The 22,899-nt window shown below is 67.6% G+C and carries 23 protein-coding genes; 14 read left to right on the plus strand and 9 right to left on the minus strand.

Features of this window, described 5'->3' with window-relative positions; all coding sequences use genetic code 11:
• Positions 1-46: 46 nt before the first annotated feature.
• The 8 genes from ACWGE0_RS19830 (at position 47) to ACWGE0_RS19865 (ending at position 8,623) form a co-directional block, all read left to right on the plus strand.
• Positions 47-1,690 (plus strand): ABC transporter substrate-binding protein, encoded by a 1,644-nt coding sequence (locus ACWGE0_RS19830; protein ID WP_452262355.1) that lies wholly within the window; start codon positions 47-49, stop codon positions 1,688-1,690.
• Positions 1,691-2,596 (plus strand): ABC transporter ATP-binding protein, encoded by a 906-nt coding sequence (locus tag ACWGE0_RS19835; RefSeq protein WP_452262356.1) that lies wholly within the window; start codon positions 1,691-1,693, stop codon positions 2,594-2,596.
• On the plus strand, positions 2,593-3,573 hold the full coding sequence (locus ACWGE0_RS19840; RefSeq protein WP_319963577.1) for an ABC transporter permease: 981 nt from the start codon (positions 2,593-2,595) through the stop codon (positions 3,571-3,573). Before ACWGE0_RS19835 ends, ACWGE0_RS19840 begins: the two co-directional genes overlap by 4 nt.
• 7 nt (positions 3,574-3,580) lie before the next feature.
• Entirely contained in the window at positions 3,581-4,399 is an 819-nt protein-coding gene (locus ACWGE0_RS19845) for an ABC transporter permease (protein ID WP_452262357.1), read from the plus strand.
• Entirely contained in the window at positions 4,396-5,352 is a 957-nt protein-coding gene (locus tag ACWGE0_RS19850) for an ABC transporter ATP-binding protein (protein WP_452262358.1), read from the plus strand. Before ACWGE0_RS19845 ends, ACWGE0_RS19850 begins: the two co-directional genes overlap by 4 nt.
• Positions 5,345-6,679 carry a GH1 family beta-glucosidase gene (locus ACWGE0_RS19855; RefSeq protein WP_452262359.1) on the plus strand — a complete coding sequence of 445 codons (1,335 nt, stop codon included), beginning with the start codon at positions 5,345-5,347 and terminating at the stop codon, positions 6,677-6,679. Before ACWGE0_RS19850 ends, ACWGE0_RS19855 begins: the two co-directional genes overlap by 8 nt.
• Positions 6,680-7,156: 477 nt before the next feature.
• Entirely contained in the window at positions 7,157-8,407 is a 1,251-nt protein-coding gene (locus ACWGE0_RS19860) for a lysine N(6)-hydroxylase/L-ornithine N(5)-oxygenase family protein (RefSeq protein ID WP_452262360.1), read from the plus strand.
• Positions 8,408-8,428: 21 nt separating this feature from the next.
• Positions 8,429-8,623, plus strand: a complete 195-nt coding sequence (locus ACWGE0_RS19865) for an MbtH family protein (protein ID WP_452262361.1) — start codon at positions 8,429-8,431, stop codon at positions 8,621-8,623.
• Here the strand turns inward: ACWGE0_RS19865 and ACWGE0_RS19870 are convergent.
• On the minus strand, positions 8,613-9,293 hold the full coding sequence (locus tag ACWGE0_RS19870; protein WP_452262362.1) for an SDR family oxidoreductase: 681 nt from the start codon (positions 9,291-9,293) through the stop codon (positions 8,613-8,615). The genes ACWGE0_RS19865 and ACWGE0_RS19870 overlap by 11 nt on opposite strands.
• Positions 9,290-10,108: a hypothetical protein gene (locus ACWGE0_RS19875; RefSeq protein ID WP_452262363.1), complete on the minus strand. Its 819-nt coding sequence runs from the start codon at positions 10,106-10,108 to the stop codon at positions 9,290-9,292. The genes ACWGE0_RS19870 and ACWGE0_RS19875 overlap by 4 nt, the downstream gene beginning before the upstream one ends.
• Before the next feature lie 65 nt (positions 10,109-10,173).
• Here ACWGE0_RS19875 and ACWGE0_RS19880 point away from each other — a divergent pair, with 65 nt between their 5' ends.
• The 3 genes from ACWGE0_RS19880 to ACWGE0_RS19890 are packed head-to-tail and all read left to right on the plus strand — an operon-like array spanning position 10,174 to position 12,067.
• Complete coding sequence (locus ACWGE0_RS19880; RefSeq protein ID WP_452262364.1) at positions 10,174-10,539, plus strand: GntR family transcriptional regulator; 366 nt, start codon at positions 10,174-10,176, stop codon at positions 10,537-10,539.
• Positions 10,539-11,414: an ATP-binding cassette domain-containing protein gene (locus ACWGE0_RS19885; protein ID WP_452262365.1), complete on the plus strand. Its 876-nt coding sequence runs from the start codon at positions 10,539-10,541 to the stop codon at positions 11,412-11,414. Before ACWGE0_RS19880 ends, ACWGE0_RS19885 begins: the two co-directional genes overlap by 1 nt.
• Positions 11,411-12,067 (plus strand): hypothetical protein, encoded by a 657-nt coding sequence (locus ACWGE0_RS19890; protein WP_452262366.1) that lies wholly within the window; start codon positions 11,411-11,413, stop codon positions 12,065-12,067. The genes ACWGE0_RS19885 and ACWGE0_RS19890 overlap by 4 nt, the downstream gene beginning before the upstream one ends.
• 4 nt (positions 12,068-12,071) lie before the next feature.
• Here the strand turns inward: ACWGE0_RS19890 and ACWGE0_RS19895 are convergent, their stop codons facing one another.
• The gene (locus ACWGE0_RS19895; RefSeq protein ID WP_452262367.1) at positions 12,072-12,563 is read right to left on the minus strand and encodes a hypothetical protein; all 492 of its coding nucleotides are present in this window, start codon (positions 12,561-12,563) and stop codon (positions 12,072-12,074) included.
• Positions 12,536-13,375 carry a DUF1996 domain-containing protein gene (locus ACWGE0_RS19900; RefSeq protein WP_452262368.1) on the minus strand — a complete coding sequence of 280 codons (840 nt, stop codon included), beginning with the start codon at positions 13,373-13,375 and terminating at the stop codon, positions 12,536-12,538. The genes ACWGE0_RS19895 and ACWGE0_RS19900 overlap by 28 nt, the downstream gene beginning before the upstream one ends.
• 191 nt (positions 13,376-13,566) lie before the next feature.
• Between ACWGE0_RS19900 and ACWGE0_RS19905 the strand changes: the two genes are divergently transcribed.
• A complete protein-coding gene (locus tag ACWGE0_RS19905; RefSeq protein WP_452262369.1) occupies positions 13,567-15,270 on the plus strand; it encodes a discoidin domain-containing protein in 1,704 nt (567 codons plus the stop codon).
• Here ACWGE0_RS19905 and ACWGE0_RS19910 read toward each other — a convergent pair.
• Both ACWGE0_RS19910 and ACWGE0_RS19915 read right to left on the minus strand, forming a co-directional pair.
• A complete protein-coding gene (locus ACWGE0_RS19910) occupies positions 15,254-16,756 on the minus strand; it encodes an endo-beta-N-acetylglucosaminidase (RefSeq protein WP_452262370.1) in 1,503 nt (500 codons plus the stop codon). The genes ACWGE0_RS19905 and ACWGE0_RS19910 overlap by 17 nt on opposite strands.
• Positions 16,753-17,196 (minus strand): hypothetical protein, encoded by a 444-nt coding sequence (locus tag ACWGE0_RS19915; RefSeq protein ID WP_452262371.1) that lies wholly within the window; start codon positions 17,194-17,196, stop codon positions 16,753-16,755. The genes ACWGE0_RS19910 and ACWGE0_RS19915 overlap by 4 nt, the downstream gene beginning before the upstream one ends.
• Positions 17,197-17,437: 241 nt before the next feature.
• Here ACWGE0_RS19915 and ACWGE0_RS19920 point away from each other — a divergent pair, with 241 nt between their 5' ends.
• Positions 17,438-18,277 (plus strand): dienelactone hydrolase family protein, encoded by an 840-nt coding sequence (locus tag ACWGE0_RS19920; protein ID WP_452262372.1) that lies wholly within the window; start codon positions 17,438-17,440, stop codon positions 18,275-18,277.
• A gap of 64 nt (positions 18,278-18,341) precedes the next feature.
• On the opposite strand, the gene ACWGE0_RS19925 is transcribed toward ACWGE0_RS19920, so the two are convergent.
• Positions 18,342-18,776: a VOC family protein gene (locus tag ACWGE0_RS19925; protein WP_452262373.1), complete on the minus strand. Its 435-nt coding sequence runs from the start codon at positions 18,774-18,776 to the stop codon at positions 18,342-18,344.
• A 53-nt stretch (positions 18,777-18,829) separates the two neighbouring features.
• Here ACWGE0_RS19925 and ACWGE0_RS19930 point away from each other — a divergent pair, with 53 nt between their 5' ends.
• A complete protein-coding gene (locus ACWGE0_RS19930) occupies positions 18,830-19,468 on the plus strand; it encodes a TetR/AcrR family transcriptional regulator (RefSeq protein WP_452262374.1) in 639 nt (212 codons plus the stop codon).
• Here the strand turns inward: ACWGE0_RS19930 and ACWGE0_RS19935 are convergent.
• The gene (locus tag ACWGE0_RS19935) at positions 19,459-21,978 is read right to left on the minus strand and encodes an ABC transporter permease (protein ID WP_452262375.1); all 2,520 of its coding nucleotides are present in this window, start codon (positions 21,976-21,978) and stop codon (positions 19,459-19,461) included. The genes ACWGE0_RS19930 and ACWGE0_RS19935 overlap by 10 nt on opposite strands.
• Positions 21,971-22,726, minus strand: a complete 756-nt coding sequence (locus ACWGE0_RS19940; RefSeq protein ID WP_319963599.1) for an ABC transporter ATP-binding protein — start codon at positions 22,724-22,726, stop codon at positions 21,971-21,973. Before ACWGE0_RS19940 ends, ACWGE0_RS19935 begins: the two co-directional genes overlap by 8 nt.
• Positions 22,727-22,899: the final 173 nt, after the last annotated feature.

Genomic DNA, 22,899 nt, shown 5'->3' on the forward strand with positions numbered 1-22,899 from the left:
GCATGAGAGAGCGCTCTCATGCATCGTCGTATCGGGAGATTCCCCCATGCGCAGAACAATCATCGTCGCGCTTGCACTGGCGCTCGCGGCGACAGGTTGCTCCTCCGGCGGCGCGACAAAGGCCGCAGGAGTGTTGACCGTGGGCATGCCCAACGGGCCGCTGACCGAGAACCACAACCCGTTCCTGCCCACGTCGGCAGCGGGTTCGCTCGGCTACCGCTACCAGATCTACGAGCCGCTCGCGTTCGTGAACAACACGCGGCCTGCCCAGGAGCCCGTGCCGTGGCTCGCGACGAAGTGGGACTGGGCGGACAACTACAAGAAGGTCACCTTCACGATCCGGGAGAACGTGAAGTGGTCCGACGGCAAGCCGCTCACCGCGGCCGACGTCGCCTTCTCGTACGAGATCCTCAAGAAGTGGCCGGCGCTCAACAACCGCGACTCGCTCAAGGTCGAGACCGCGACGGCGACGCCGGACGGCAAGGTCGAGGTCACGTTCGCCTCGCCGCAGTTCGTGAACCGCAACAAGGTCATCAGCGCGATGGTGATTCCCCAGCACGTCTGGAGCACCGTCCCGGACCCGACGACCTACACGAACCCGAACCCCGTCGGCACCGGTCCGTACCAGCTGAAGTCGTTCACCTCGCAGACCGTCACGATCGCGCGGCGGGCCGAGTACTGGCAGGAACTGCCCAAGGTTCCGGAGATCCAGTACACCTCGTACAACGACAACACGGCGCAGACCACCGCGCTGGCGTCGGGCGCGAGCCAGTGGTCGTACGTCTTCATCCCGGACTACCAGAAGCTCTACGTCGACAAGGACCCCGCCAACCACAAGCTGTGGTTCCCCGCGGGTCTCGGCATCCACGGCCTGTGGCTGAACACCACGGTCGCGCCGTTCGACAACGCCGTGCTGCGCTCGGCCATGAGCGACGTGATCGACCGCGAGGCGATCTTCGTCCGCGGTGAGGCCCGCCTGTTCCCGAAGCTCGAGTCGCCCACCGGCATGCCGTTGCCCGCCGGTGAGTCGTTCCTCGCGCCGGAGTACAAGGACGCGCGGTTCAAGATCGACGTCGACAAGGCGAAGCAGAAGCTCGCCGGTGCCGGGTTCACCCTGGACGGTGGCGTGCTCAAGGCGCCCGGCGGCAAGCCGGTCACGATCGAGCTGACCAACCCGTCCGGCTGGTCCGACTACCTGACGGTGCTCGACATCATCAAGAGCGACCTGAAGAAGATCGGCATCGAGGCGACCGTGCGCACGCAGACCGCGGACGCGTGGACGACCGACTTCGCGAACGGCGCGTTCCAGGGCTCGCTGCGCTGGACCAACACCGGCGCGACGCCGTACGAGATGTACCAGAACATCATGGACGGCGCGGAGGTCAAGCCGGTCGGGCAGACCGCCGCGGTGAACTTCGGCCGCTACAACAGCCCCGAGGCGACCGCCGCGCTGGCCGAGTACGCCAACGCCGCCGACGACGCGACGCGGGCGAAGAGCCTCGCGGTGCTGCAGAAGATCATGGTCGAGCAGGTGCCGATGATCCCGACCTCCGCCGGTCCGATCGGTGCGGAGTACAGCACGAAGAACTGGGTCGGCTGGCCCACCGAGGAGGACCCGTACGGTCCGCCGCAGGCCACCCTGCCGAACGCCCTGCAGATCGTCATGAAGCTGAAGCCCGCGGGGTCGTAAATGAACGAAGTCGCGCTTGAAGCGAAAGGTCTGGTCAAGACCTACAAGCGCGTGCGCGCGGTGCAGGACGTCTCCATCGTCCTGCGCCGCGGGCGCGTGACCGCCCTCGTCGGCGAATCGGGATCGGGCAAGTCGACGGTGGCGAAGCTGCTGGCGCGGCTGGTGGATCCCACCGCGGGCGAGATCCTGTTGGACGGCAAGAAGGTGCGGCGGGTCCGGGAGTACCGGCGCAAGGTCCAGATGGTGTTCCAGGACCCGTTCGCATCGCTCAACCCGATCCACACGATCCGCTACCACCTGACCCGGCCGCTGAAGATCCACAAGCGGTCGGAGACGGTGGAGGAACTGCTGGAGCGGGTGAACCTGCCCGCCGACTTCGCCGCGCGGTACCCGCACGAGTTGTCCGGTGGCCAACGGCAGCGCGTGGCGATCGCGCGGGCGCTCGCGGCTCACCCCGAGGTGCTGCTCGCCGACGAGCCGGTGTCCATGCTGGACGTCTCCATCCGGCTCGGCGTGCTGAACCTGTTGCTGGACCTGAAGGAACGGCTGAAGCTCGCGGTTCTCTACATCACGCACGACATCGCGTCGGCACGGTACTTCGCGGACGAGACGTTCGTGATGTACGGCGGGCAGATCGTCGAGGGCGGCGACAGCGAGACCGTGACGCAACGGCCGGCGCACCCGTACACGCAGCTGCTGATCGAGTCCGCGCCCGATCCGGAACGATCGGTGATCGCGCTGGACGCCCCGCCGGAGGAGGTCGCGGCGGTGTCCGCGGGCTGCCAGTTCGCGCCGCGCTGCCCGAAGGTGCAGTCGCGCTGCTGGACCGACGCGCCACCGCGCACCGAGGTCGACTCCTACGGGCACTGGGCGGCCTGCTGGCTGTACGTGGAGGCGGCGGCATGACGTTCCTGTTGCGCCGCGCGCTGTTCTACCTGGTCACCCTGTGGGCGGCGATCACGGCGAACTTCATGCTGCCGCGCCTGTTGCCGGGTGACCCGGTGCAGGCGATGATCACCAAGCTCGGCGGCCGGTTGAACAGCGACGCGATGGCCTCGCTGTACATCCTGTTCGGGCTGGACGAGAAGAAGTCGATCTGGGAGCAGTACCTCGACTACTGGGGTGCGCTGCTGAAGGGTGACCTCGGGCTGTCGTTCACGTTCTTCCCGACGCCGGTCGCCGACGTGCTGTCGCAGTCGTTGCCGTGGACGCTCGGGCTGGTCGGCGTCACCACGATCATCGCGTTCCTGCTGGGCACCCTGATGGGCGTCTACGCGGGGTGGAAGCGCGGGTCGTGGATGGACTCGCTCATCCCGGTGACGACGTTCCTGTCGTCGATCCCGTACTTCTGGCTCGGGCTGATCGCGATCTCGGTGTTCTCCGTGACCTGGCCGCTGTTCCCGGCGTCCGGCGGGTACGCGGCAGGGCTGGTGCCGGAGTTCTCCGGCGAGTTCATCGGCAGCGTCCTGGAGCACGCCGTGCTGCCGGGCATCACGATCGTGGTGAGCTCGGTGGCCGGCTGGATCCTGGGCATGCGCAACATGATGGTGACCGTGACGGCCGAGGACTACGTGCTGGTCGCGCGGGCCAAGGGACTGTCGCAGCGGCGGATCATGTTCGCCTACGCAGCACGCAACGCCGTGCTGCCGTCGATCTCCGGTTTCGCGCTGTCGCTGGGTTTCATCGTCGGCGGCGCGTTGCTGGTGGAGATGGTCTTCTCCTATCCCGGCCTGGGATACGTGCTGTTCCAGGGCATCGGTGCGAAGGACTACCCGTTGATGCAGGGCGTGTTCCTGGTGATCACCCTGGCGGTGCTGGTGGCGAACCTGCTCGCGGACGTCGGCTACCTGCTGCTCGACCCGCGCACGCGGCGGGAGGGCTGATTCCGCGATGAACTTCAAGACCAAGCTGGGCCTGGGCATTCTGGCCTTCTTCGCGCTGATCGCCGTGATCGGCGAGTGGATCGCGCCGTACGACCCGTCCGCGATGGGTGACGACCTGCTGTCGCCGCCGTCGGGCGCGCACTGGTTCGGCACGACCATGACCGGGCAGGACATCTTCTCCCAGGTGCTCGTGGGCACCAGGGGAGTGATGATCGTCGGGCTCGTCTGCGGTGTGCTGGCGACCTTCCTGTCGATCGTGGTCGGCGTGACCGCCGGGTTCCTCGGTGGTGCCGCCGACGAGGCGTTGTCCATGCTGTCCAACGTCTTCCTGGTGATCCCGGCGCTGCCGCTGATCATCATCGTGGCCTCGATGCTGCCGTCCGCGGACACCGTGCTGATCGCGGCGGTGATCAGCCTGACCGCGTGGGCGTGGGGCGCCCGGATCCTGCGCGCACAGACGATGTCGTTGCGGCGCAGGGACTTCGTGGAGGCTGCGCGGGCGTCCGGGGAACGGACCTGGCGCATCATCGTGTTCGAGGTGCTGCCGAACCTGCTGGCCGTGATCGGCTCCGGTTTCGTCGGCACGGTGATCTTCGCGGTCATGCTGCAGATCACCCTGTCGTTCGTCGGCGTCGTGTCGCTGTCGACCTGGAACTGGGGCACGATCCTGTTCTGGGCGCAGAGCAACCAGGCGCTCGGCCAGGGCGCGTGGTGGTGGTTCGTTCCTGCCGGCCTGTGCATAGCACTGCTCGGCACGGCGCTGGCACTGATCAACTTCGGGATCGACGAGTACGCGAATCCCCGGCTGCGGAAGGTGCGCGCATGAGCCCGGTGCTGGAGATCCGCGATCTCTCGGTGGACTACGGAACGCTGCGGGCCGTGCACAACGTCTCGCTGACGTTGAACGCGGGCGAGGTCCTCGGCCTGGCGGGGGAGAGCGGCAGCGGCAAGTCCACTTTGGCCTATGCCGCGACCAGGCTGCTGCAGACGCCGGGCAAGGTGCCGTCCGGCCAGGTGCTGTTCAAGGGGCAGGACCTGTTGTCGCTGACCGAGAAGCAGCTGCAGGTGCTGCGCTGGAACGAGATCGCGATCGTGTTCCAGGGCGCGATGAACGCCCTGAACCCGGTGATCTCGGTCGGCACGCAGATCGACGACGTGCTGCGCACCCACCGGCCGGACATGAAGCGCCCGGAACGGACCGCGCGTGGCCGCGAACTGCTGTCGCTCGTCGGGATCCCGGTCGACCGGCTCGCGTCGTACCCGCACCAGCTGTCCGGCGGCATGCGGCAGCGCGTGATGATCGCGATGGCGCTCGCGCTGGAACCCGAGATCGTGATCATGGACGAGCCGACGACTGCGCTGGACGTGGTGGTGCAGCGGCAGATCCTCGGCCAGATGATGAGGCTGCGCGAGACGCTCGGCTTCTCGGTCGTCTTCATCACCCACGACATCTCGCTGCTGGTCGAGTTCTCCGACCGCATCGCGATCATGTACGGCGGACGGGTGGTGGAGGAGGCTCCGGCGTCTGAGATCTACCGCGCCGCCAAGCACCCGTACAGCCAGGGTCTGCTCGGGTCGTTCCCCGCCCTGCGCGGGCCGCGGCGGGAGCTGAAGGGGATTCCCGGGTCGCCGCCGGACCTGCGCTCGATGCCCACCGGATGCCCGTTCCACCCGCGGTGTCCGTCGGCGATGGACGTGTGCGGTGAGCGGATGCCGTCACTGGAGATCGTCGAGGAACGGCGCAGGGTGGCCTGTTGGTTGGAGGACGCGCGTGTCTGAGGTGACTGCCGGGCTGCCGGCCGACTTCTTCTGGGGTGTGGCCACCTCCGCCTACCAGATCGAGGGGGCGTTCGAGGAGGACGGGCGCACACTGTCCATCTGGGACACCTTCTCCCGCCGTCCGGGTGCGGTGGCCAACGGCGAGAACGGCGACGTCGCCTGCGATCACTACCACCGGATGCCGTCCGACGTCGCGATGATCGCGCGCCTGGGCGTGGACAAGTACCGGTTCTCGGTGTCGTGGCCGCGGGTGCAGCCGGGTGGCCGCGGTCCCGTCAACGCCAAGGGAATGGACTTCTACTCCCGGCTCGTGGACGAGCTGCTGGAGAAGGGCGTCGACCCCTGGCTGACCCTGTACCACTGGGACCTGCCGCAGGAGCTGGAGGACGCCGGCGGCTGGCCGCACCGCGACACCGCCTACCGCTTCGCCGAGTACGCCGGCCTGGTGCACGACGCGCTGGGCGACCGCGTGCCCACCTGGACGACGCTGAACGAGCCCTGGTGCTCGGCGATGCTGGGCTACGACACCGGACGGCACGCGCCGGGCCGCAAGAACTTCGCCGAGTCGATGCGGGCGGTCCACCACCTGCTGCTGGCCCACGGTCTCGCCGCGCAGGAGCTGCGGTCGCGTGGCGTGGCGTCGTTGGGGATCACGCTGAACATGGGCGTCCACACACCGGCGTCCGACGATCCTCGCGATGTCGACGCGGCTCGCCGGGCCGACGGGCTGGGCACCCGGATCTACCTGGATCCGCTGGTGCACGGGCGGTATCCCGAAGACGTGCTCGTCGACATCGCCACTCGCGACGCCGAGATCCCGGTTCGCTCCGGTGACCTGGAGATCATCTCCACGCCGCTGGACGTGCTCGGGGTCAACTACTACACCTCGCACGTCCTGAAGGCGACCGATGATCCCGCCGCGGCCGAGGTGGTGCCGCAGGGGCGGCCCGTCACCGCCATGGGGTGGGAGATCGTGCCCGAGGGGTTCACCTCGTTGCTGGTGCGGTTGCAGCAGGACTACGGCGTGCCGATGGTGATCACCGAGAACGGTGCCGCCTTCGACGACCTGGACGTCGAGGACGGGTACGTCGCCGACGTCGACCGGGTGTCGTACCTGGAGTCGCACATCTCGGCGGTGGCTGCCGCTGTTCGTGCGGGTGCTGATGTCCGCGGGTACCTGGCGTGGTCGCTGATGGACAACTTCGAGTGGGGCTACGGGTATGCCAAGCGTTTCGGCATCGTCCGGGTGGATTACGAGACTCAGGCGCGGACTCTGAAGCAGAGCGCGCAGTGGTACCGGGACCTGATCACGCGATCGCGGGTCTAGGTCCCCCGTTCTCCGGCCCGGCCGTCGTGGAATCTCTGCGCCCCCACGGCGGCTGGGCCGGTTCCATCTCCGCGGGTGCTCGGCAACATCGCTGATGTGGTCGCCGGGCTTGTCGCCGTACTGAACTTCGTCGGCAGCGGTGATGATGGCCTTTCCCGCTGTCCTCGCAGTGCCGGTGACGCTCGTGTCCAATGACCCGCACTTCAGCTCGTGTGTGTCCAGGCGCGATCGGTTTCCGACGCATTGGATCGCTGTCGGGCATGAATGCCAACGTCAGCGCGAGGAACGGCAGGCCTGACCAGGGCTTTCGTCGAAGCCACCGCCGCCCTCGCCCTCGCCATCGGCTTGAGCCGCGCTCGAGCACGACCGTTCTCCCGGTACAGCGGCGTAGATCACGTCCGAATGTACTAGCTAAGGCATGCCTTAGTTAAGTTAGGGTTACTTTACGCTGCCCGGGAGTGCCTGGAGAGGATCGCGATGGAACCGGTGTTAGACCTGGCCGGCATTGGCTTCGGCCCGTCCAACCTCGCTCTCGCGATCGCCGTGGAGGAGCACGAGCGGCCCGTCCGGGCGCGCTTCTTCGAGAGGCAGGCGCGGTTCGGCTGGCATCGGGGGATGCTGCTGGAGGACGCCACCATGCAGGTGTCGTTCCTCAAGGACCTGGTCACGCTGCGGAACCCCACCAGCACCTTCAGCTTCCTGTGCTATTTGCGCGACCGCGGGCGGCTGGTGGACTTCGTCAACCACAAGAACCTCTTTCCGCTGCGCAAGGAGTTCCACGACTACTTCGAGTGGGCCGCGGCGCGCGTCGAGCACCACGTCTCGTACGGCGCCGAGGTCACCGGGGTCCGGACCTGCGACGACGGGTTCGACATCACCGTCGGCGACGAGTCGGTCAGGACCCGCAACCTCGTGCTGGCGACCGGGCTGGAGGCGAACCTGCCGGACGGCGTCGAGACCGGCGAGCGGGTCTGGCACAACAAGGACCTGCTGACGCGGATCGACAGCCTGCGGGATCCCCGGCACGTCGTCGTGGTCGGCGCCGGGCAGAGCGCGGCGGAGACGGTGGCGTTCTTCCACGACCGCTTCCCCGCGGCCGAGGTGCACGGGGTCTTCGCGCGGTACGGGTACAGCCCCGCCGACGACAGCTCGTTCGCGAACCGGATCTTCGACCCCGCCGCGGTGGACGACTTCTACTCCGCGCCGGAGGAGGTCAAGCGCAAGCTCATGGGCTACCACGCCAACACGAACTACGGCGTCGTCGACCAGGACCTGATCGAGGAGCTGTACCGGCGGGTGTACCGGGAGAAGGTCGTCGGGCAGCAGAGGTTGTTGCTGCACAACACCTCCCAGCTCACCGACGTCAACCCGGACGGCAAGTGCGTGATCGAGTCGCTCGCGGACGGCGGCCGGCTGCCGATCGACGCGGACGTGATCGTCTACGCGACCGGGTACCGGCCGGCGAACCCGGTCAGGTTGCTCGGTGGTCTCGCGGACCACTGCGAACGCGACGAGCGCGGCCGGTTGAAGGTCACCCGTGACTACCGTGTCGTCACGAACAACGAGATCTCCGGCGGCATCTACCTGCAGGGCGGTACGGAGCACACGCACGGCATCACGTCGTCGTTGCTCTCGAACACGGCCGTGCGCGTCGGCGAGATTCTCGACTCGGTTCTGCGGCGGGTGCAGCAGCACCAGGCAGAGCTGAAGCTCCAAGCAGTCAAGTAGTTCCATCAGGAAGGGCTAGTGATGACCAACCCGTTCGAGGACCCGCAGGGCCGTTTCTTCGTGCTGGTCAACGAAGAGCAGCAGCACTCGCTGTGGCCTGCGTTCGCGGAGGTGCCCGCGGGGTGGACCCAGGTGTTCGGCGAGGAGAGTCGCGAGGCGTGCCTGGAGTACGTGGAGAAGAACTGGACGGATCTCCGTCCCGCCTCTATCCGCTGACGTACTCGCTGAACGTTCGCTTGCCCACCGCGCGGCCGGGAGTCAGGTTCCCGCCCGCGCGGTAGGCGCGATACGTCGCTCCCGGCACCTTCAGCGGCACCAACCTGCGCTGCTTTCCCGTTGCGGCCAAATAGATTCGCGCGAGATCGACGGCTTCGCGGATCTCCGGCCCGCCCATCTCGGGTGCCATGCCGGCGGGTGCGCCCTGGGCCAGTGACGCCAGCTCCAGGGCCACCTCGGCCTCGTCGACGGGCTGGAACGCGAACCCCGGCACGGGCATCAGCGGCAGCTTCGACGCGGTGTCGAACATCCTGCGCAGCAACGAGTGGAACTGCGTGGCCCGCAGGATCGTGTGCGGCACACCGGACTCGACGATCAACCGCTCGGTGGCGTGCTTCTGCTTGTAGTAAGGGAGCGGGACCTGGTCGCAGCCGACGATCGAGATGTACACCAGGTACGCGGGTTTGGCCGCGAGCACCGCCCGTGCCATGTCGACTTCGCGCCGGAACGACGTGGCGCAGTGCACCACCACGTCTGCCCTCAAAGCGCCCAAACCTGTGCCGCGCAACAGATCCGTGCCGGTGGACCGCGACACGGACCTGGCGCCGGGCAGTGCGGCGACGACATGCCGGCCGAGTGCGCCGCTGCCGCCGGTCACGACGAAGGTCATGCCTCCACCCTGGCACGGTGGTAGTAGGCCAGCACGACGGTTCCGGTGACCGCGGCTGTCGCGCTGATCACCAGGGCCGCCTGCGTGAGGCCGCTCATGCCGGTGCCCTCGCCCAGCAGCTTGATGCCGATCCAGGCCGCGACGATCGGGTTCACCACGGTCTGCCCGGCGACGATGAGATCCGGCGGCCCGGCGGCGTACCCGAGCTGGATGAACCAGGCGCCCACGAGGAACGCCACCGCCAGCCCGATCAGCGACATCCACTCGATCTCCGGCAGCGCTGTCGTCACGTCGCGGACCAGCACGGCTACCAGGCCGTAGAGGATTCCGGCACCGACGGCGAGCGAGAACGCCCGCACCGCACCGGTGCTGAACGTCGCCGCGACCGTGCAGACCAGGACGCCCGCGACGACCAGTTGGCTGGCCTGCAACGCGACCTTCGGGGAGACCTCGGCCGGCACCGCCTCGCCCGCCGTGATGGACACGAACACGACGATCCCGGCTGTCGCGACCAGCACCGCCACCGCGAGCAGCCCGGTCAGCTTCCGTGCCCGTGCGACGGCGATGATCGGGATGGCGAGCGCGTTCAGCGGCGCGACAACGGAAACCGGAGCCAGCGCCAGTGCGATGACCTGGAGAACCGCGCAGCCGAACAGCACCAGGAAGCCGTAGACCCAGCGGCGCGACGACATCAGCCGGTGCGCCGAGGTCAGCTTCAGGCCGGTCAGCTCCCGTACCCCGGCGTGCTGCCAGAGCGCGCCGAGCGCACTGCACCCGGCGGCGAGCACCGCGCACAGAATCGCGATCCCGACCACGTGGCCAATGCTACGCCGTCACTGCTATGGTTCATTACATGAGTAACGAACCGAGGAAGTAGGCCATGTTCGACGACCGGAGCCCGATCTACCGGCAGATCGCCGACCGGATCAAGACGGACGTGCTCAGCGGGGCGTTGAAGGCGGACGAACAGGTCATGTCGACCAACCAGTACGCCGCTTACTACCGGATCAACCCGGCCACGGCGGCGAAAGCCTTTCAGCAGCTCGTGGACGAGCAGGTGCTCTACAAGAAGAGGGGGATCGGGATGTTCGTGAGCACGCAGGCTCGCGACATGCTGCGGGCACAGGGGAGGGAGACCTTCTTCGGTGAGGTCGTGGATCCGATGGTCGCGGAGGCGCGCGCCATCGGCATTCCGCTCGCCGAGATCGTCCGCCGCATCGAGCAGCACGAGAACGGAGACGTGTGATGCGGGTTGACGTGCAGGGCGTGACGGTGCGCTACGGCAACGTCACCGCCGTCGACGACATGAGCTTCTCGTTGTCCGGCAACAAGATCTACGGCCTGCTGGGCCGCAACGGCTCCGGCAAGACCAGCCTGATGTCCGCGCTCGCGGGCTACCGCAAGGCTTCAGGATCCGTTCAGCTGGACGGGGTCCCGGTCTTCGAGAACGCCGCCGCGATGCGCCGGGTGTGCATCGTGCGCCACTTCGCCGACGCCGCGGACAAGAGCGACAAGGTCTCGTACGTCCTCGAGTACGGGGCGGCCTGGCGCGACACCTGGGACAGCGACTACGCGGTCGAGTTGGTCGACCTGTTCAAGATCGGGCTGAGGACCAAGGTCGGCGAGCTGTCGCTGGGGCAGCGCTCCGCGCTCGGCGTCGTGATCGGGCTGGCGAGCCGGTCGCCGCTGACCATGCTCGACGAGTCCCACCTCGGCATGGACACGCCGACCAGGTACGCGTTCTACGACGCGCTGCTCAACGACTTCATGACGCACCCGCGCACGATCATCATCTCCACGCACCTCATCGAGGAGCTGGCGTCGCTGCTGGAGGAGGTCGTGATCATCGACAGCGGCCGCCTGGTGTTGCAGGAAGAGGCGGACGTGCTGCGGTCGCGTGGCACCGAGGTCACCGGAAACGCTTCGGACGTCGACGAGTTCACTGCGGGGCTGACCGTGCTGAGCGAGAAGTCGTTGGGGCGCACCAAGGCCGCGATGGTCTACGGCGCGCTCGACGACGCGCGGCTCGTCCGGGCCCGTCAGCTGGGGCTGGAGCTCGGGCCGATCGCGTTGCAGGACCTGTTCGTCCACCTCACCGAACCGGTCGGAGGGAAGCTGTGAAGGTCTTCCGGCATCTGACCACGTCGCTGGTGTCGTTCGGCGCGATCGTGGCCGGCTGCGTCTTCCTGCTGGTGCTCGCCGTCTCGTTCGTCATCTCGCTGTTCGGCGACATCGTCTTCAGCGGGTGGATGCTGGTCACCGTGCAGATAGCGCGCTGGTTCGTGCTCTGGGTGGGTGTGTACACGATCCACAACGTGCTGCCGATCGCGATCGCGCACGGACGCACGCGTCGCGAGTTCCTGGCGGCGGCGACCGGCTTCACCGCGGTCTTCGCGCTCGCGATGACGCTGCTGGCGTGGCTCGGGTTCCTCGTCGAAGGCGGCGTGTACGACCTGATGGACTGGCGGACCACCCCGCACGGGTCGCCGCTCGCGTACTTCCTGATGTTTCTGGTGTGGTGCGGTGTGGGCATGTTCGTCACCGCGGCGTTCGACCGGTGGGCCCTGGGCGGGGTGCTCTCGCTGCCGGTCGGCCTGATGCTGGTGCTCGTACCGGGGATCACGATGCCCGGCACCGGGGACATGCCGTTCGTCAGGGACGCCCCGGACATGCTCGGCGCCGGCTGGCACGTGGTGTCGCTGCTCGCGTGGGTGGTCGCGGTGGCCTGCACGTGGGCGATCGCGCGGGACATGCCGGTGCGCGCGCGGACGTGACTCTTCACCCGCCGGCGAGCTCCGCGGTGCGGTGGCGTTCCATCAGCTTCACCACGTCGGCGGTCGGCTGGTGGGTGATCGCGGAACCGGCCGAGCGAAGCACCTCCAGTGATTCGGTGAGGTGCGTGTGCACGAACTGCTTGCGCGCGTCCGGGCTGGTCGAGGCGAGCTGGATCTCCGCATCCGTTGGCATGCCTGGCATGTCGTGGCCCGCGTGGTTGTTCACGTACGGCGCGTCGAGGAGTTTCCGCAACTCCACGAGCTCGGTCCGGCGGTTCTCGATCAGCGCGGTGTTTCCGTCGAGCTCCACCAGTTTCAACGCCTGCTCGTCGGTCGCGATCGCGAGCTCGACGAACGCGCGTTCCGTTGCGCCGTAACCGTTGGCGGCAGACGTGGGGGAAGACGGGCCAGGGGGTGAGGGTTCCTGCTGGCAGGCCCCGAGGAGGAGGCCTGCCAGCAGGACCACGATCAGCCGTGGTTGCCGGCGTGATCGCATTTCATCACCACGTTGATGCAGTTGCGGACGCGGCGCTCCATCTCGGCGCGCGGCCACACGTTGAAGAAGTCACCGTGCATCGTCTGCCCTGTGCCGGAGGCCAGACGCAGCCCCGCGGGGTTGCCGCTGACCGGATACCGCAGCACCATCCGCAGCTTCGGCACGGAAACCGGGTGCGAGGACGGACATCCGCCCGCGACCGGGTAGGACATGTGCGACTTGTGGTCGGCCGAGTCGAGGTTGCGGCCGTCCCAGCACTGCGGGAAGTCCAGGTACGTCTCCAGCATCGTGCCGGCCGGACACTCCACGAAGTTCTTGGACGGGTTGACGTGCCCGGCGTGCAGACAGGACCAGCGCGCGATGCTGTCGTTGTCACCGGTGGCTTTCGCGTTGCCCGCGACGATCTTCAGCCCGTACGGCGTCGGCTGGATCGCTCCCGGGTTGTTCACGCCTTCGCCCAGGTAGTAGAAGGTCACACCGGTCGGGGCGATCGCGGTGTTGTTCCGGTACAGCGTCGGCACCCAGTACGACGAGATGTCCGCGACCGGGTTGCAGTTGCCGGACTGTCCTTCCAGCGACTGCGGGGTGGTCGAGCGCGCGGTCGTCGAGTGGTTGCCGAAGAAGTCGTGCGAGTGGGACGCGCCGGCGAGGTTCGGCAGGACGATCGGGTCGTCGGCCAGCCGGTGGCTGATGGGACACTCCGCGAGGAACTCGGCGACCCGTACCGGTTCTCCTTGTGCCGCAACGGGAATGCTGAGTGCGGCGGCTATCAGTCCGATGATGGCGGCTAGGTGCAGAACAGGCTTCTTCATTGAAGCTTTCCTCTCCACAGCAGGATTGGGAGAGCGCTCTCACGCCGTTCGAGCATGACGCAGTCCGTAATCCGCAGTCAATCCGCAAGAAATGTTCAGTAAGTCCCGGTTTTCTTGACATCGCGTGTCCGGTGCGTTGACGCTCAAGTCAGGAGGGCGCTCTCACGATCCCTCCGGCCCCAGGAGCATCCATGTCAGGAAGGCTTCACCGCGCAAGACTGCCGCTGCTCGTCGTCGCGGTCCTCGCGGCCGCAACGATCACCCCGGCGCACGCCGCCGGCCCGCTGATTTCCCAGAACCGTCCGGTCACCGCGTCCACCAGCGAGAACGCCGTCTTCGGTGCGGCGGCGGCGGTGGACGGTGATCTCGGCACCCGCTGGTCCAGCGAGTTCAGCGACTCGCAATGGATCCAAATAGATCTCGGCTCTACCGCGAAAGTCGACCAGGTCACGCTCGCGTGGGAAACCGCGCACGCCAGAGCGTTCAGTCTCAAGATCTCCTCGGACGGCAACACCTGGAACGACCTCTACACCACGACGACCGGTCCGGGCGGCACGCAAACCCTGCCCGTCGCCGGCACCGGCCGGTACGTCCGGCTCGACCTGACCCAGCGCGCCACCCAGTGGGGTTATTCGCTCTGGGAGTTCCAGGTGTTCGGCACCCGTGACACCGGAAACGCCGAAACCCTGCTCTCCTACGGCAAACCCGGCGCCGCGTCGACGTTCCAGGACGACCCGAACTGCGGCGGGTGCACGCCCGCCAAGGCGTTCGACCGCGACCCCGCCACGCGCTGGGCCACCAGCGCCACGACGGGCTGGGTCGACCCCGGCTGGATCTCCGTCGACCTCGGCGCCCCCGCCACGATCTCGAAGGTCGTCCTGCAGTGGGATCCGGCGTTCGCGACCGCCTACCGGATCGAGGTCTCGGACAACAACTCGAGCTGGCGCGAGATCTACTCGACCACCACAGGCCGTGGCTTCAAGGAGACGCTGACGGTCAACGGCACCGGCCGGTACGTCCGGATGTACGGCACCGCCAGGTCGAACGGCTACGGCTACTCGATGTGGGAGTTCCAGGTGTACGGCACCGGCGGCAACCCGACGCCAGCCCCGCCACTGCCACCGAACCCGACGTTCCCCGGCCGGTTGGTGTGGGCGGACGAGTTCAACGCACCCGCGGGCACCGGGCCGGACGCCGCCAAGTGGCAGCCGGAGATCGGACCTGGCGTGAACAACGAACTTCAGTACTACACGAACAACAACAACGCGCGGCACGACGGCAACGGCAACCTGGTGCTGCAGGCGCGGCGCGAGGTCACGCCGGGCAGCGCCTGTCCGGTGGACCCGGTCAGCGGCAGCACGACCTGCCAGTACACCTCGGCGCGGCTGAACACCTACGGCAAGTTCACCTTCACCTACGGCCGGGTCGAGGCGCGGATCAAGGTGTCGTCGACACAGGGGCTGTGGCCGGCATTCTGGATGCTGGGCGCGGACTTCTTCGACAAGCGCACGCCGTGGCCCGCGTGCGGCGAGATCGACATCATGGAACACGTCGGCAAGGAGCCGAACCGGGTCTACTCGACGCTGCACGCGCCCGCGTACTTCGGCGCGGGCGGGGCCGGGTCGCCGCTCGACCTCGGCCAGCCGGCGTCCTCGGCGTTCCGGACCTTCGCGGTCGAGTGGGACTCCAGCCACATGACGTTCAGCGTGGACGGCAACAGGTTCTTCACCGTCGACCGGAACCAGCTGGAGACCACCCGCGGGCCGTGGGTCTACGACCACCCGTTCTTCATCATCCTCAACAACGCGGTGGGCGGCGACTGGCCCGGCCCGCCGGGGGCCGGGACGCAGCTGCCGCAGGACATGGTGCTGGACTACGTCAGGGTGTTCCAGTGACCTGGCCAGAAGAAATGACAGCGACCCTGGCGGGCGGTGAGACGTCGAACGCCTCGGTGACCGCCTCGACCTCGATCTGCGCGGTCTCGCCGTTGGTCAGCGGGATCGCGGGCACGAAGTACGCGTCGTTCGTCGTGCCACCGAGGAAGATCCGCTCGGAACCGGTCCACTTGTAGACCCGGTACTGCCGAACGGAACCGGGCGAACGAGTCCAGGTGAGCCGTGCCGACACCGTCGTGGCGTTGGTGCGGCTCACCTGCTCGACCTGCACGTTCGACGGCGCGACCGGCGGGGTCAGGACCGGGTTCGTGACGCCGATCCTGCCGATCAACGCGGTGATCGCGGCACCGGGCAGCACCCGCAGCGAGATCTCGGTGAGCGTCGCGCCGGAGTGCTCGCCGAGCGGGAACACGCTGCGCCGCCACGCCCCGGAGACCCCGCCGAGGTCGAGGACCTTCTCCACGGCGCCGAACCGCAGCACCGCCTGCAGCCGCGACGGCCCGGTGCCGGTGCGGTGGACGATCTCGAACTGGCTGTTCCCGGTCAGCTTCAACGACGTGGCGAACAGCTTGACGTCGTTGGCCGACAGGGGAGTGCCGGTGATCTTCAGCGCGGTGCCGCCGTCGTACGGGTCGTCCCAGTCCAGTGACGGCACGACCTTGGTGCCGGTACCGGTGACGCTCCAGCGCCACGTCGGGAGCACGTCCTGCAGCGACAGGTTGTTCCAGGCCTGGGAGGACCGCAGGATGCCGTTGACCGCGAACTTCTTGCCGTGCCCGGTGTTGAAGTTCGTGACGAACGGCAGCGAGGTGATCGGCGTCAGCTCGGTGATGTAGTGCGCGATGCCCTTCCAGTTCGCCGTCGTCGTGGTGTTCGACGGATCACCGTTGGGCCCGACCCAGAACCTGTTGTCGCGGGCGTAGAAGTCGGCAGGACCGGTCGAGGACTTGAACGTCCACTCCGGACGGTAGAAGCCGAGCGAGGTCGTGTGCGGCTTGCCCTCGGGGAAGACCGACGCCCAGCCGATGTTCGTGTTGTAGCCGTTCGCCTCGACGTCCACACCGGACGCGAGGTCGTACGGGCTGCGGCCCATCTGCTGCGCGAGCGCGGCTGAGTTCGCCAGCCCCTGCGTGCTCCACCAGAAGTTCAGGAACATCTCGTCGGACTGCTCGAAGAACATCCGGTTCCGCGCGGTCAGCGCGTTCTGCCAGCTCACACTTCCGCTGTCCGTCATCGCGTCGTACCAGATGACCCGCAGCCCGCACTTCTTCATGTACACGATGAAGTCGCGCATGTCGTTCGCGAGCTGGGTGTTGCCGCCGGCCGTCTCCTGGTTGAGGAACCAGCCGTCGAACCCGTAGTGGCGCGCGACCTGGATCATCTTGTCCGCCACCGGGAACCGGTCGCCCTCGCGCTTGACGAAGTCGCGGACCCACTGGATCTGGCCGCCGTACGCGGTCGGCGGGAGGAAGACGTTGCCGATCACGCGGACACCGTTGCGGTGCGCGGCGTCGGTGACGGTCGGGTTCGGCGCGAGGATCGGCCCTCGGACGCGGAACCACCCCAGAACACCAGTTCGTCGATGTACTGCCAGTAGTTCGTGGCGTAGTAGTTCATGTCGAGCGAGCCCTGCGCCGGGTTGTTGCTCGTGGGCGCGTACGCCACCAGCGCCTGCACTCGGGCCTCGTTGGGGTGGGCGTGCGTGTTGGCCGGTCTGGCCGGGACCACCCTTCTGGCCAGCGGGACGGTGCTGCGGTTGTACCTGGCGTCCCGGTCGGTCGCCGGATCCCAGTTGAGGATCGTGGCCGGGTGCCAGTAGGACGCGTACGGCTGCGCGACCTCGGCTGCGGACGCGGGAGTCTCGGACAGCAGGCCGGTGAGCGCTGCTGTGGAGCTCAGAACGAGGAACTGTCTCCGGGTGGGCACGTGATCACCCTTGTGCGCCATCTGATTCGCCGCATACCGCCGCTGCGGTGACTGAACAGGACGACAACGTCCCGGTCTGCTGCGCTGGGTAACCGGCTCGTCCTCGATGACTTTCTGTCGAACATCGTCGAAATGTCCCGGTAACCATCCGAGTGGCCGAATCCCCGCGAGGCTACTGGGCGGTAGCGTGAGCCTCGCCGTCGTTTTTGGTTCCCCTGCAACCAATCGAGGTGTCCTCGTCGTGCGCATCAAAGCTGTGCTTGCGGCGCTCATCCTGGCGCTGATCCCGGCCACCGTCCCGGCTGCCGCTACCGCGGCGGCCAACCCCTACGAACGCGGTCCCGCACCCACGACCGCATCCACCGAGGCCTCCCGCGGCACGTTCGCGGTGACCTCGGCCGCCGTCGCCCGCCAGTCGAACTTCGGCGGTGGCACGGTTTACACCCCGACCAGTGATCTCACGTTCGGCGCTGTCGCCGTCTCGCCCGGCTTCACCGCCACCCAGTCGTCCGTCGCGCACTTCGGCCCGCGGCTGGCGTCCTACGGGTTCGTGGTGATCACCATCAACACCCTGTCCGGTTTCGACGACCCGGACAGCCGGGGCCGCCAGCTGCTCGCGGCGCTCGACTACGTGGTCCGCACCAACCCCCGCGTCGACGCCTCGCGCCTCGCCGTGATGGGCCACTCCATGGGCGGTGGCGGAGCGTTGCGCGCCGCCGCGACCCGTCCCGCCCTGCAGGCCTCGATCCCGATGGCCGGCTGGCACACCACCAAGAGCTGGCCGACGGTCGCCGTGCCGACCATGGTGCTCGGCGGCCAGAACGACCCCACCGCCCCCAACTCCCAGCACTCCACGCCGTTCTACAACTCGATGACGGCCGCACCCGACAAGGCGTTCCTCGAACTGCGCGGCGGCGACCACTCGGCGCCCCGCAGCGACAACGTGACGGTCCGCAAGTACACGCTGTCGTGGCTCAAGCGGTTCGTCGACGACGACCTGCGTTACGACCAGTTCCTGTGCCCGGCGCCGGTGGCGAACACGCTCATCTCGGCTTACCGGGACACCTGCCCGCACGCCTGATCGCCGACGGGTTGCTGTGCCAGAGTACGACGGCCTGGCACAGCGCCCGCGGCAGCCGAAGCAGTCATGACTCTCGCACCATCAGGCCAGCACCCTCCGGGATCTCCAGTGGCACGGTGTAGAAGCGGACGTCGTAGCCGTCCGGGTCGGTGATGCCCGACAGCAGCCAGCCGACCGGAGTCCGCATCACGCCGTTGTGCGCCACGCCCTGCGTGGAGAGGTGCGCCGCGAGCGCGTTGATGGCGTCCTCGCCCGGTACGCCGATGGCGAAGTAGTCGAACCCCGAAGCTGCCACGGCCTTCTCCGGGTTGAGACGGATCGCGAAGCCCGGCCCGCCGTTGGGGTGTGCCAGTGCGACGCCCATCAGGACGCCCTCCTCGACGAAGTGCATGGCGGGGAGGTAGCCGAGGTGGTCCTGGTACCAGGCCAGGGACTTGTCCAGGTCGGACACCGGCAGCTTGATGTGGTGGATGCCCTCCAGAAGCGGTGCGTTGTTCATCCGTGACCCCTTTATTGCAGTGGGACTGCACTTATGCAGTTAGACTGCAACATGTGGCAGAAGACGTCAACAGGGATCTGCGAGCGGCGCGCCGGGCGGACACCGAGGTCCGGATCATCGAGGCGGCGACAGAACTCTTCACCGAACGCGGCTACGTCGCCACGACACTCGCCGACGTGGCGAAACACGCGGGGGTGGGGGCTCGCACGGTGTACGTGCGGTTCGCGACGAAGGCCGTGCTGCTGCAGCGCTGCCTCGACGTGGCGATCGCGGGGGACTACCACCGCGTGGCCGTGCCGGACCGCGACTGGTTCCGGCAGGCGATGAACGCGCCGACGGCCGAGGAACGCATCGCGCGGATGGCGCGGATCAGCGCGATGCTGATGGCGCGCACGGGCCCGCTTCTCCAAGTGGCACAACAGGCAGAGGCGATCGAACCCGAGATCGCCGAACGCGCGCAGGCGGGCCGCACGCAGACGCATCAGGCCATCGGCGGCTTCTTCCGGAAGCTGGCCGCCGACGGCCTGATCTCACAGCAGAACGTTGACTGGGTCGCGGAGACGGGTGCGGTGCTCGGCCAGGCCGAGACCTACCTGCTGCTCACCATGACCACCGAGCAGACGATCGAGGCCTACGAGTCGTGGCTGGTGACCACCTGGACACGACTCGCAGGCCTCAACGATCACTCGTAGGCGATCGCGTCCAGCACGTTGAGGCGCGCGGCGCGGATCGCCGGCAGGATCGCCGCGATCACGCCGACGAACGCCGCCACCACCAGGTACTGGACCATGGTGGCCCAGGGGAACCCGATCTCCGAGATGCCCTGGTCCTTCAACGCCTGCACGGTCGCGACGCCGAGCGCGAGACCGACCGCGAGGCCGAGCACCGCGCCGAACACCGAGATCACCACGGACTCGACGGTGATCATCCGCATCACCTGCGACCGCCGCATGCCGATGGCCCGCAGCAGGCCAAGTTCACGGGTCCGCTCGATCACCGACAGCGCCAGCGTGTTGATGACGCCGAGCACCGCGATCAGGATCGCCAGCGCCAGCAGGATCTGGATCATCAGCAGGACCGTGTCGAACTGCGACGTCGTCTGCTTCACGAACGCGCTGCGGTCCTGGACGGTGATCTCCGGGTTGTCCGCGAGCAGCGGTTCGACCCGCTTCTGCACGTCCGCCGCCGACACGCCCGACTGGACCTGCACGAACGCCTGGGCGATCTGGTCGGACCGGAAGCTCTTGCCCGCGGACTCCGGCAGCACGAGCGCGCCCTGCAGCACCTGAGACTTCGCCCAGATGAAGCCGACCGTGAACGTCCGGGGATCACCCTTGGGCAGCTGCAGCGTGACCTTGCTGCCGACCGACCAGCCCTTCTCCGCCGCCATGTCCTCCGGCAGCGCGAGCTGATCGTCCTTCAGCGACCCCATGTCCCCGGACTTCGGCTTGAGCGCGAACATCGTCACCATCGCGGGCACGTCGGTGACGGAGACCGCGAACATCTGGTTGTCGCCCTCGAGCACGCCGTCCTGCGACCAGCCGAGCGCGGACTTGACGCCGTCGGTCTTCTCGATCTTGGTGAGCACGTCGCGCTGGAACGTCGCAGGCGAACCCTCCGCCTGGCCCTCGCCGGAGATGATCAGGTCGGTCTGGAGCTGGCCGGAGGCGAGCTTCTCGATCGACTTGGTCGCCGACGTCAGCACCACGCTCACGCCGGTGATCAGCGAGATGCCGACCATCAGCGCTGCCGCGGTGATCGCGGTCCGGCGCGGGTTGCGCGCGGAGTTGCGCCGCCCCAGCAGACCCGGCATCGACCACGACAGCAGACGCCCGATCAGCGACACCATCGGCTTGGACAGGATCGGCGTCAGCAACGCCACCCCGACGAACGCCACCAGGATGCCGCCGAAGATCAACGGCAGCGACGCCTGGTTGAAGCCGAACGCCAGCGACGTACCGCCCGCGGCGGCCACCAGAGCACCGATGATGGTGATCTTCGTCAGCGGCCGGTCCGGCGTCGCGGCCTCCCGCATCGCCGCGACCGGAGCGATCCGCGACGCGCGCAGCGCCGGCATGACCGCCGCGATCACGGTGACGATCATCCCCACCGCGAACGACGAGATGATCGCCGACATCGGCACGCCGATCCCCGCCAGACGCAGGTTCGTACCGCCGACCGAACTGAAGATCTTCGCCAGCAACGCCCCGATGCCGACGCCCGCCGCGAGGCCGACGATCGACGCGATCAGGCCGATCACCAACGCCTCCAGCACCACGGACCCGATGACCTGGCCGCGTGAGGCACCCATCGACCGCAGCAGCGCCAGCTCCCTCGTGCGCTGGGCGACGATGATGGAGAACGTGTTGAGGATGATGAAGATGCCGACGAACAACGCGATGCCGGCGAACCCGAGCAGCACGTAGTTGAAGAACTTCAGACCTTCGTTGATCTGGTCGGACTGCTCCTTCGCCAGCGTCGCACCGGTCTTCACGTCGTAACCGGAGCCCATCTTGGCCGCGACGGCGTCACGCAGCGCGTCGTCCGTCGTGCCGTTCGCCGCCGTCACGGTGATGCCCGAGAACGCGTCCTTCTTGCCCAGCATCAACTGCTGCGCGACAGGCTCGGTGAACGCCACCGCCAGCTCGCCGCCCATCGAGTCGCGGCCGCCCGCGTACTCGAAGACACCGGTGATCCTGAAGGTCTTCTTCGGCTCCAGCGTGAGCAACGAGATGTCGTCGCCGACCTTGAAACCACCGCTGGAAGCCAGGAACGCGCCGACGATCACCTCGTTGTCGGCCTGTGGTGCCTTGCCGTCCCGGATCTTCTCCTGGCCGGTGCCCGTCCAGTTGAAGCCGTACCGCGGCGCCCCGGACGTGGTCATGACCTTGCCGTTCTTGCCGATCGGCCGCGCGGAACCCTGCACGTCACCGACGGCCGACGCCACGCCGCTCACCGTCTTCACATCGGCGATCGCCTGCGGCGCCAGCGGTTCCGGCTGCTTGCCCTTCTCCGCCTTCGGCGACACCGAAACGTCCACATTGGCGAAAGCCGACGAGAACAGGTCGGTGAACGAACGCTGCAGCGTGTCGGTCAGCACGAACGAACCGGACACGAACATCACACCCAGCACCACCGCGAGCGCGGACAGCACCAGCCGGAGCTTGCGCGACAGCAAGCTCTTGATAGTCGCCTTAAACATGCGGCACCGCGACAGAGTCGAGGTGCTTCATGGTCTCCAGGACCTCTTCCGCGTTCGGCGCCAGCAACTCGCGGACGATGTGACCGTCCTTGAGGAAGATCACGCGGTCGGCGTACGAAGCGGCGTTCGGGTCGTGCGTGACCATCACGATCGTCTGCCCGAACTCGCGGGCGGACCGCTGCAGGAACCCGAGCACCTCGGCGCCGGACTGCGAGTCCAGGTTGCCGGTCGGCTCGTCCGCGAACACGACGTCAGGCCGCGACACCAGCGCCCGCGCACACGCGACCCGCTGCTGCTGACCACCCGAGAGCTGCGTCGGCCGGTGGGTCAGCCTGTCCCTCAGACCCACCGTGTCGACGACGACGTCGAACCACGCCCTGTCGACCTTCTTGCCGCCGATCGCGAGCGGCAGCGTGATGTTCTCCTCCGCGGTCAGCGTCGGCAGCAGGTTGAACTGCTGGAAGATGAAACCGACCTTGTCGCGCCGCAGCTCCGTGAGACCGCGGTCCTTCAACCCGGTGACCTTGGTGCCACCGACCCACACCTCACCGCTCGTGACGTCGTCCAGCCCCGCGAGGCAATGCATCAACGTCGACTTGCCCGACCCCGACGGGCCCATGATCGCGGTGAACCTGGACTTCTCCAGGTCGACGCTCACCCCCGCGAGCGCGGTCACGGCAGCGTCGCCGGACCCATAAGACTTCCAAACGTCGACGGCTCTGGCCGCGACTCCATCGGACGCGCTCACTTTTCTGTCCCCTCCTATGGCTTACGTGCGCACCATCTTCGGTGACACGGGCACACCGAAGGGTCAGGTCTTCCACTGAGATAGACCCTGAGATTAACCCCGGTGCCCCCGCCCGAGTCACCACGCTGAGAGAACTCTCAGCTGCGCTGCGTGTGCGGATGGTCGCTGCGGAG

The organism is Lentzea sp. NPDC054927, assembly GCF_053610285.1.

Excerpts from the sequence above, each read along its gene's own strand:
- ACWGE0_RS19835 (WP_452262356.1), top strand. The coding sequence starts at position 1,691 with ATGAACGAAGTCGCGCTTGAAGCGAAAGGTCTGGTCAAGACCTACAAG.
- ACWGE0_RS19885 (WP_452262365.1), top strand. The coding sequence starts at position 10,539 with ATGCGGGTTGACGTGCAGGGCGTGACGGTGCGCTACGGCAACGTCACC.
- ACWGE0_RS19830 (WP_452262355.1), top strand. The coding sequence starts at position 47 with ATGCGCAGAACAATCATCGTCGCGCTTGCACTGGCGCTCGCGGCGACA.
- ACWGE0_RS19935 (WP_452262375.1), bottom strand. The coding sequence starts at position 21,978 with ATGTTTAAGGCGACTATCAAGAGCTTGCTGTCGCGCAAGCTCCGGCTG.
- ACWGE0_RS19865 (WP_452262361.1), top strand. The coding sequence starts at position 8,429 with ATGACCAACCCGTTCGAGGACCCGCAGGGCCGTTTCTTCGTGCTGGTC.
- ACWGE0_RS19900 (WP_452262368.1), bottom strand. The coding sequence starts at position 13,375 with ATGAAGAAGCCTGTTCTGCACCTAGCCGCCATCATCGGACTGATAGCC.
- ACWGE0_RS19840 (WP_319963577.1), top strand. The coding sequence starts at position 2,593 with ATGACGTTCCTGTTGCGCCGCGCGCTGTTCTACCTGGTCACCCTGTGG.
- ACWGE0_RS19880 (WP_452262364.1), top strand. The coding sequence starts at position 10,174 with ATGTTCGACGACCGGAGCCCGATCTACCGGCAGATCGCCGACCGGATC.
- ACWGE0_RS19850 (WP_452262358.1), top strand. The coding sequence starts at position 4,396 with ATGAGCCCGGTGCTGGAGATCCGCGATCTCTCGGTGGACTACGGAACG.
- ACWGE0_RS19870 (WP_452262362.1), bottom strand. The coding sequence starts at position 9,293 with ATGACCTTCGTCGTGACCGGCGGCAGCGGCGCACTCGGCCGGCATGTC.
- ACWGE0_RS19860 (WP_452262360.1), top strand. The coding sequence starts at position 7,157 with ATGGAACCGGTGTTAGACCTGGCCGGCATTGGCTTCGGCCCGTCCAAC.
- ACWGE0_RS19925 (WP_452262373.1), bottom strand. The coding sequence starts at position 18,776 with ATGAACAACGCACCGCTTCTGGAGGGCATCCACCACATCAAGCTGCCG.
- ACWGE0_RS19905 (WP_452262369.1), top strand. The coding sequence starts at position 13,567 with ATGTCAGGAAGGCTTCACCGCGCAAGACTGCCGCTGCTCGTCGTCGCG.
- ACWGE0_RS19895 (WP_452262367.1), bottom strand. The coding sequence starts at position 12,563 with ATGCGATCACGCCGGCAACCACGGCTGATCGTGGTCCTGCTGGCAGGC.
- ACWGE0_RS19845 (WP_452262357.1), top strand. The coding sequence starts at position 3,581 with ATGAACTTCAAGACCAAGCTGGGCCTGGGCATTCTGGCCTTCTTCGCG.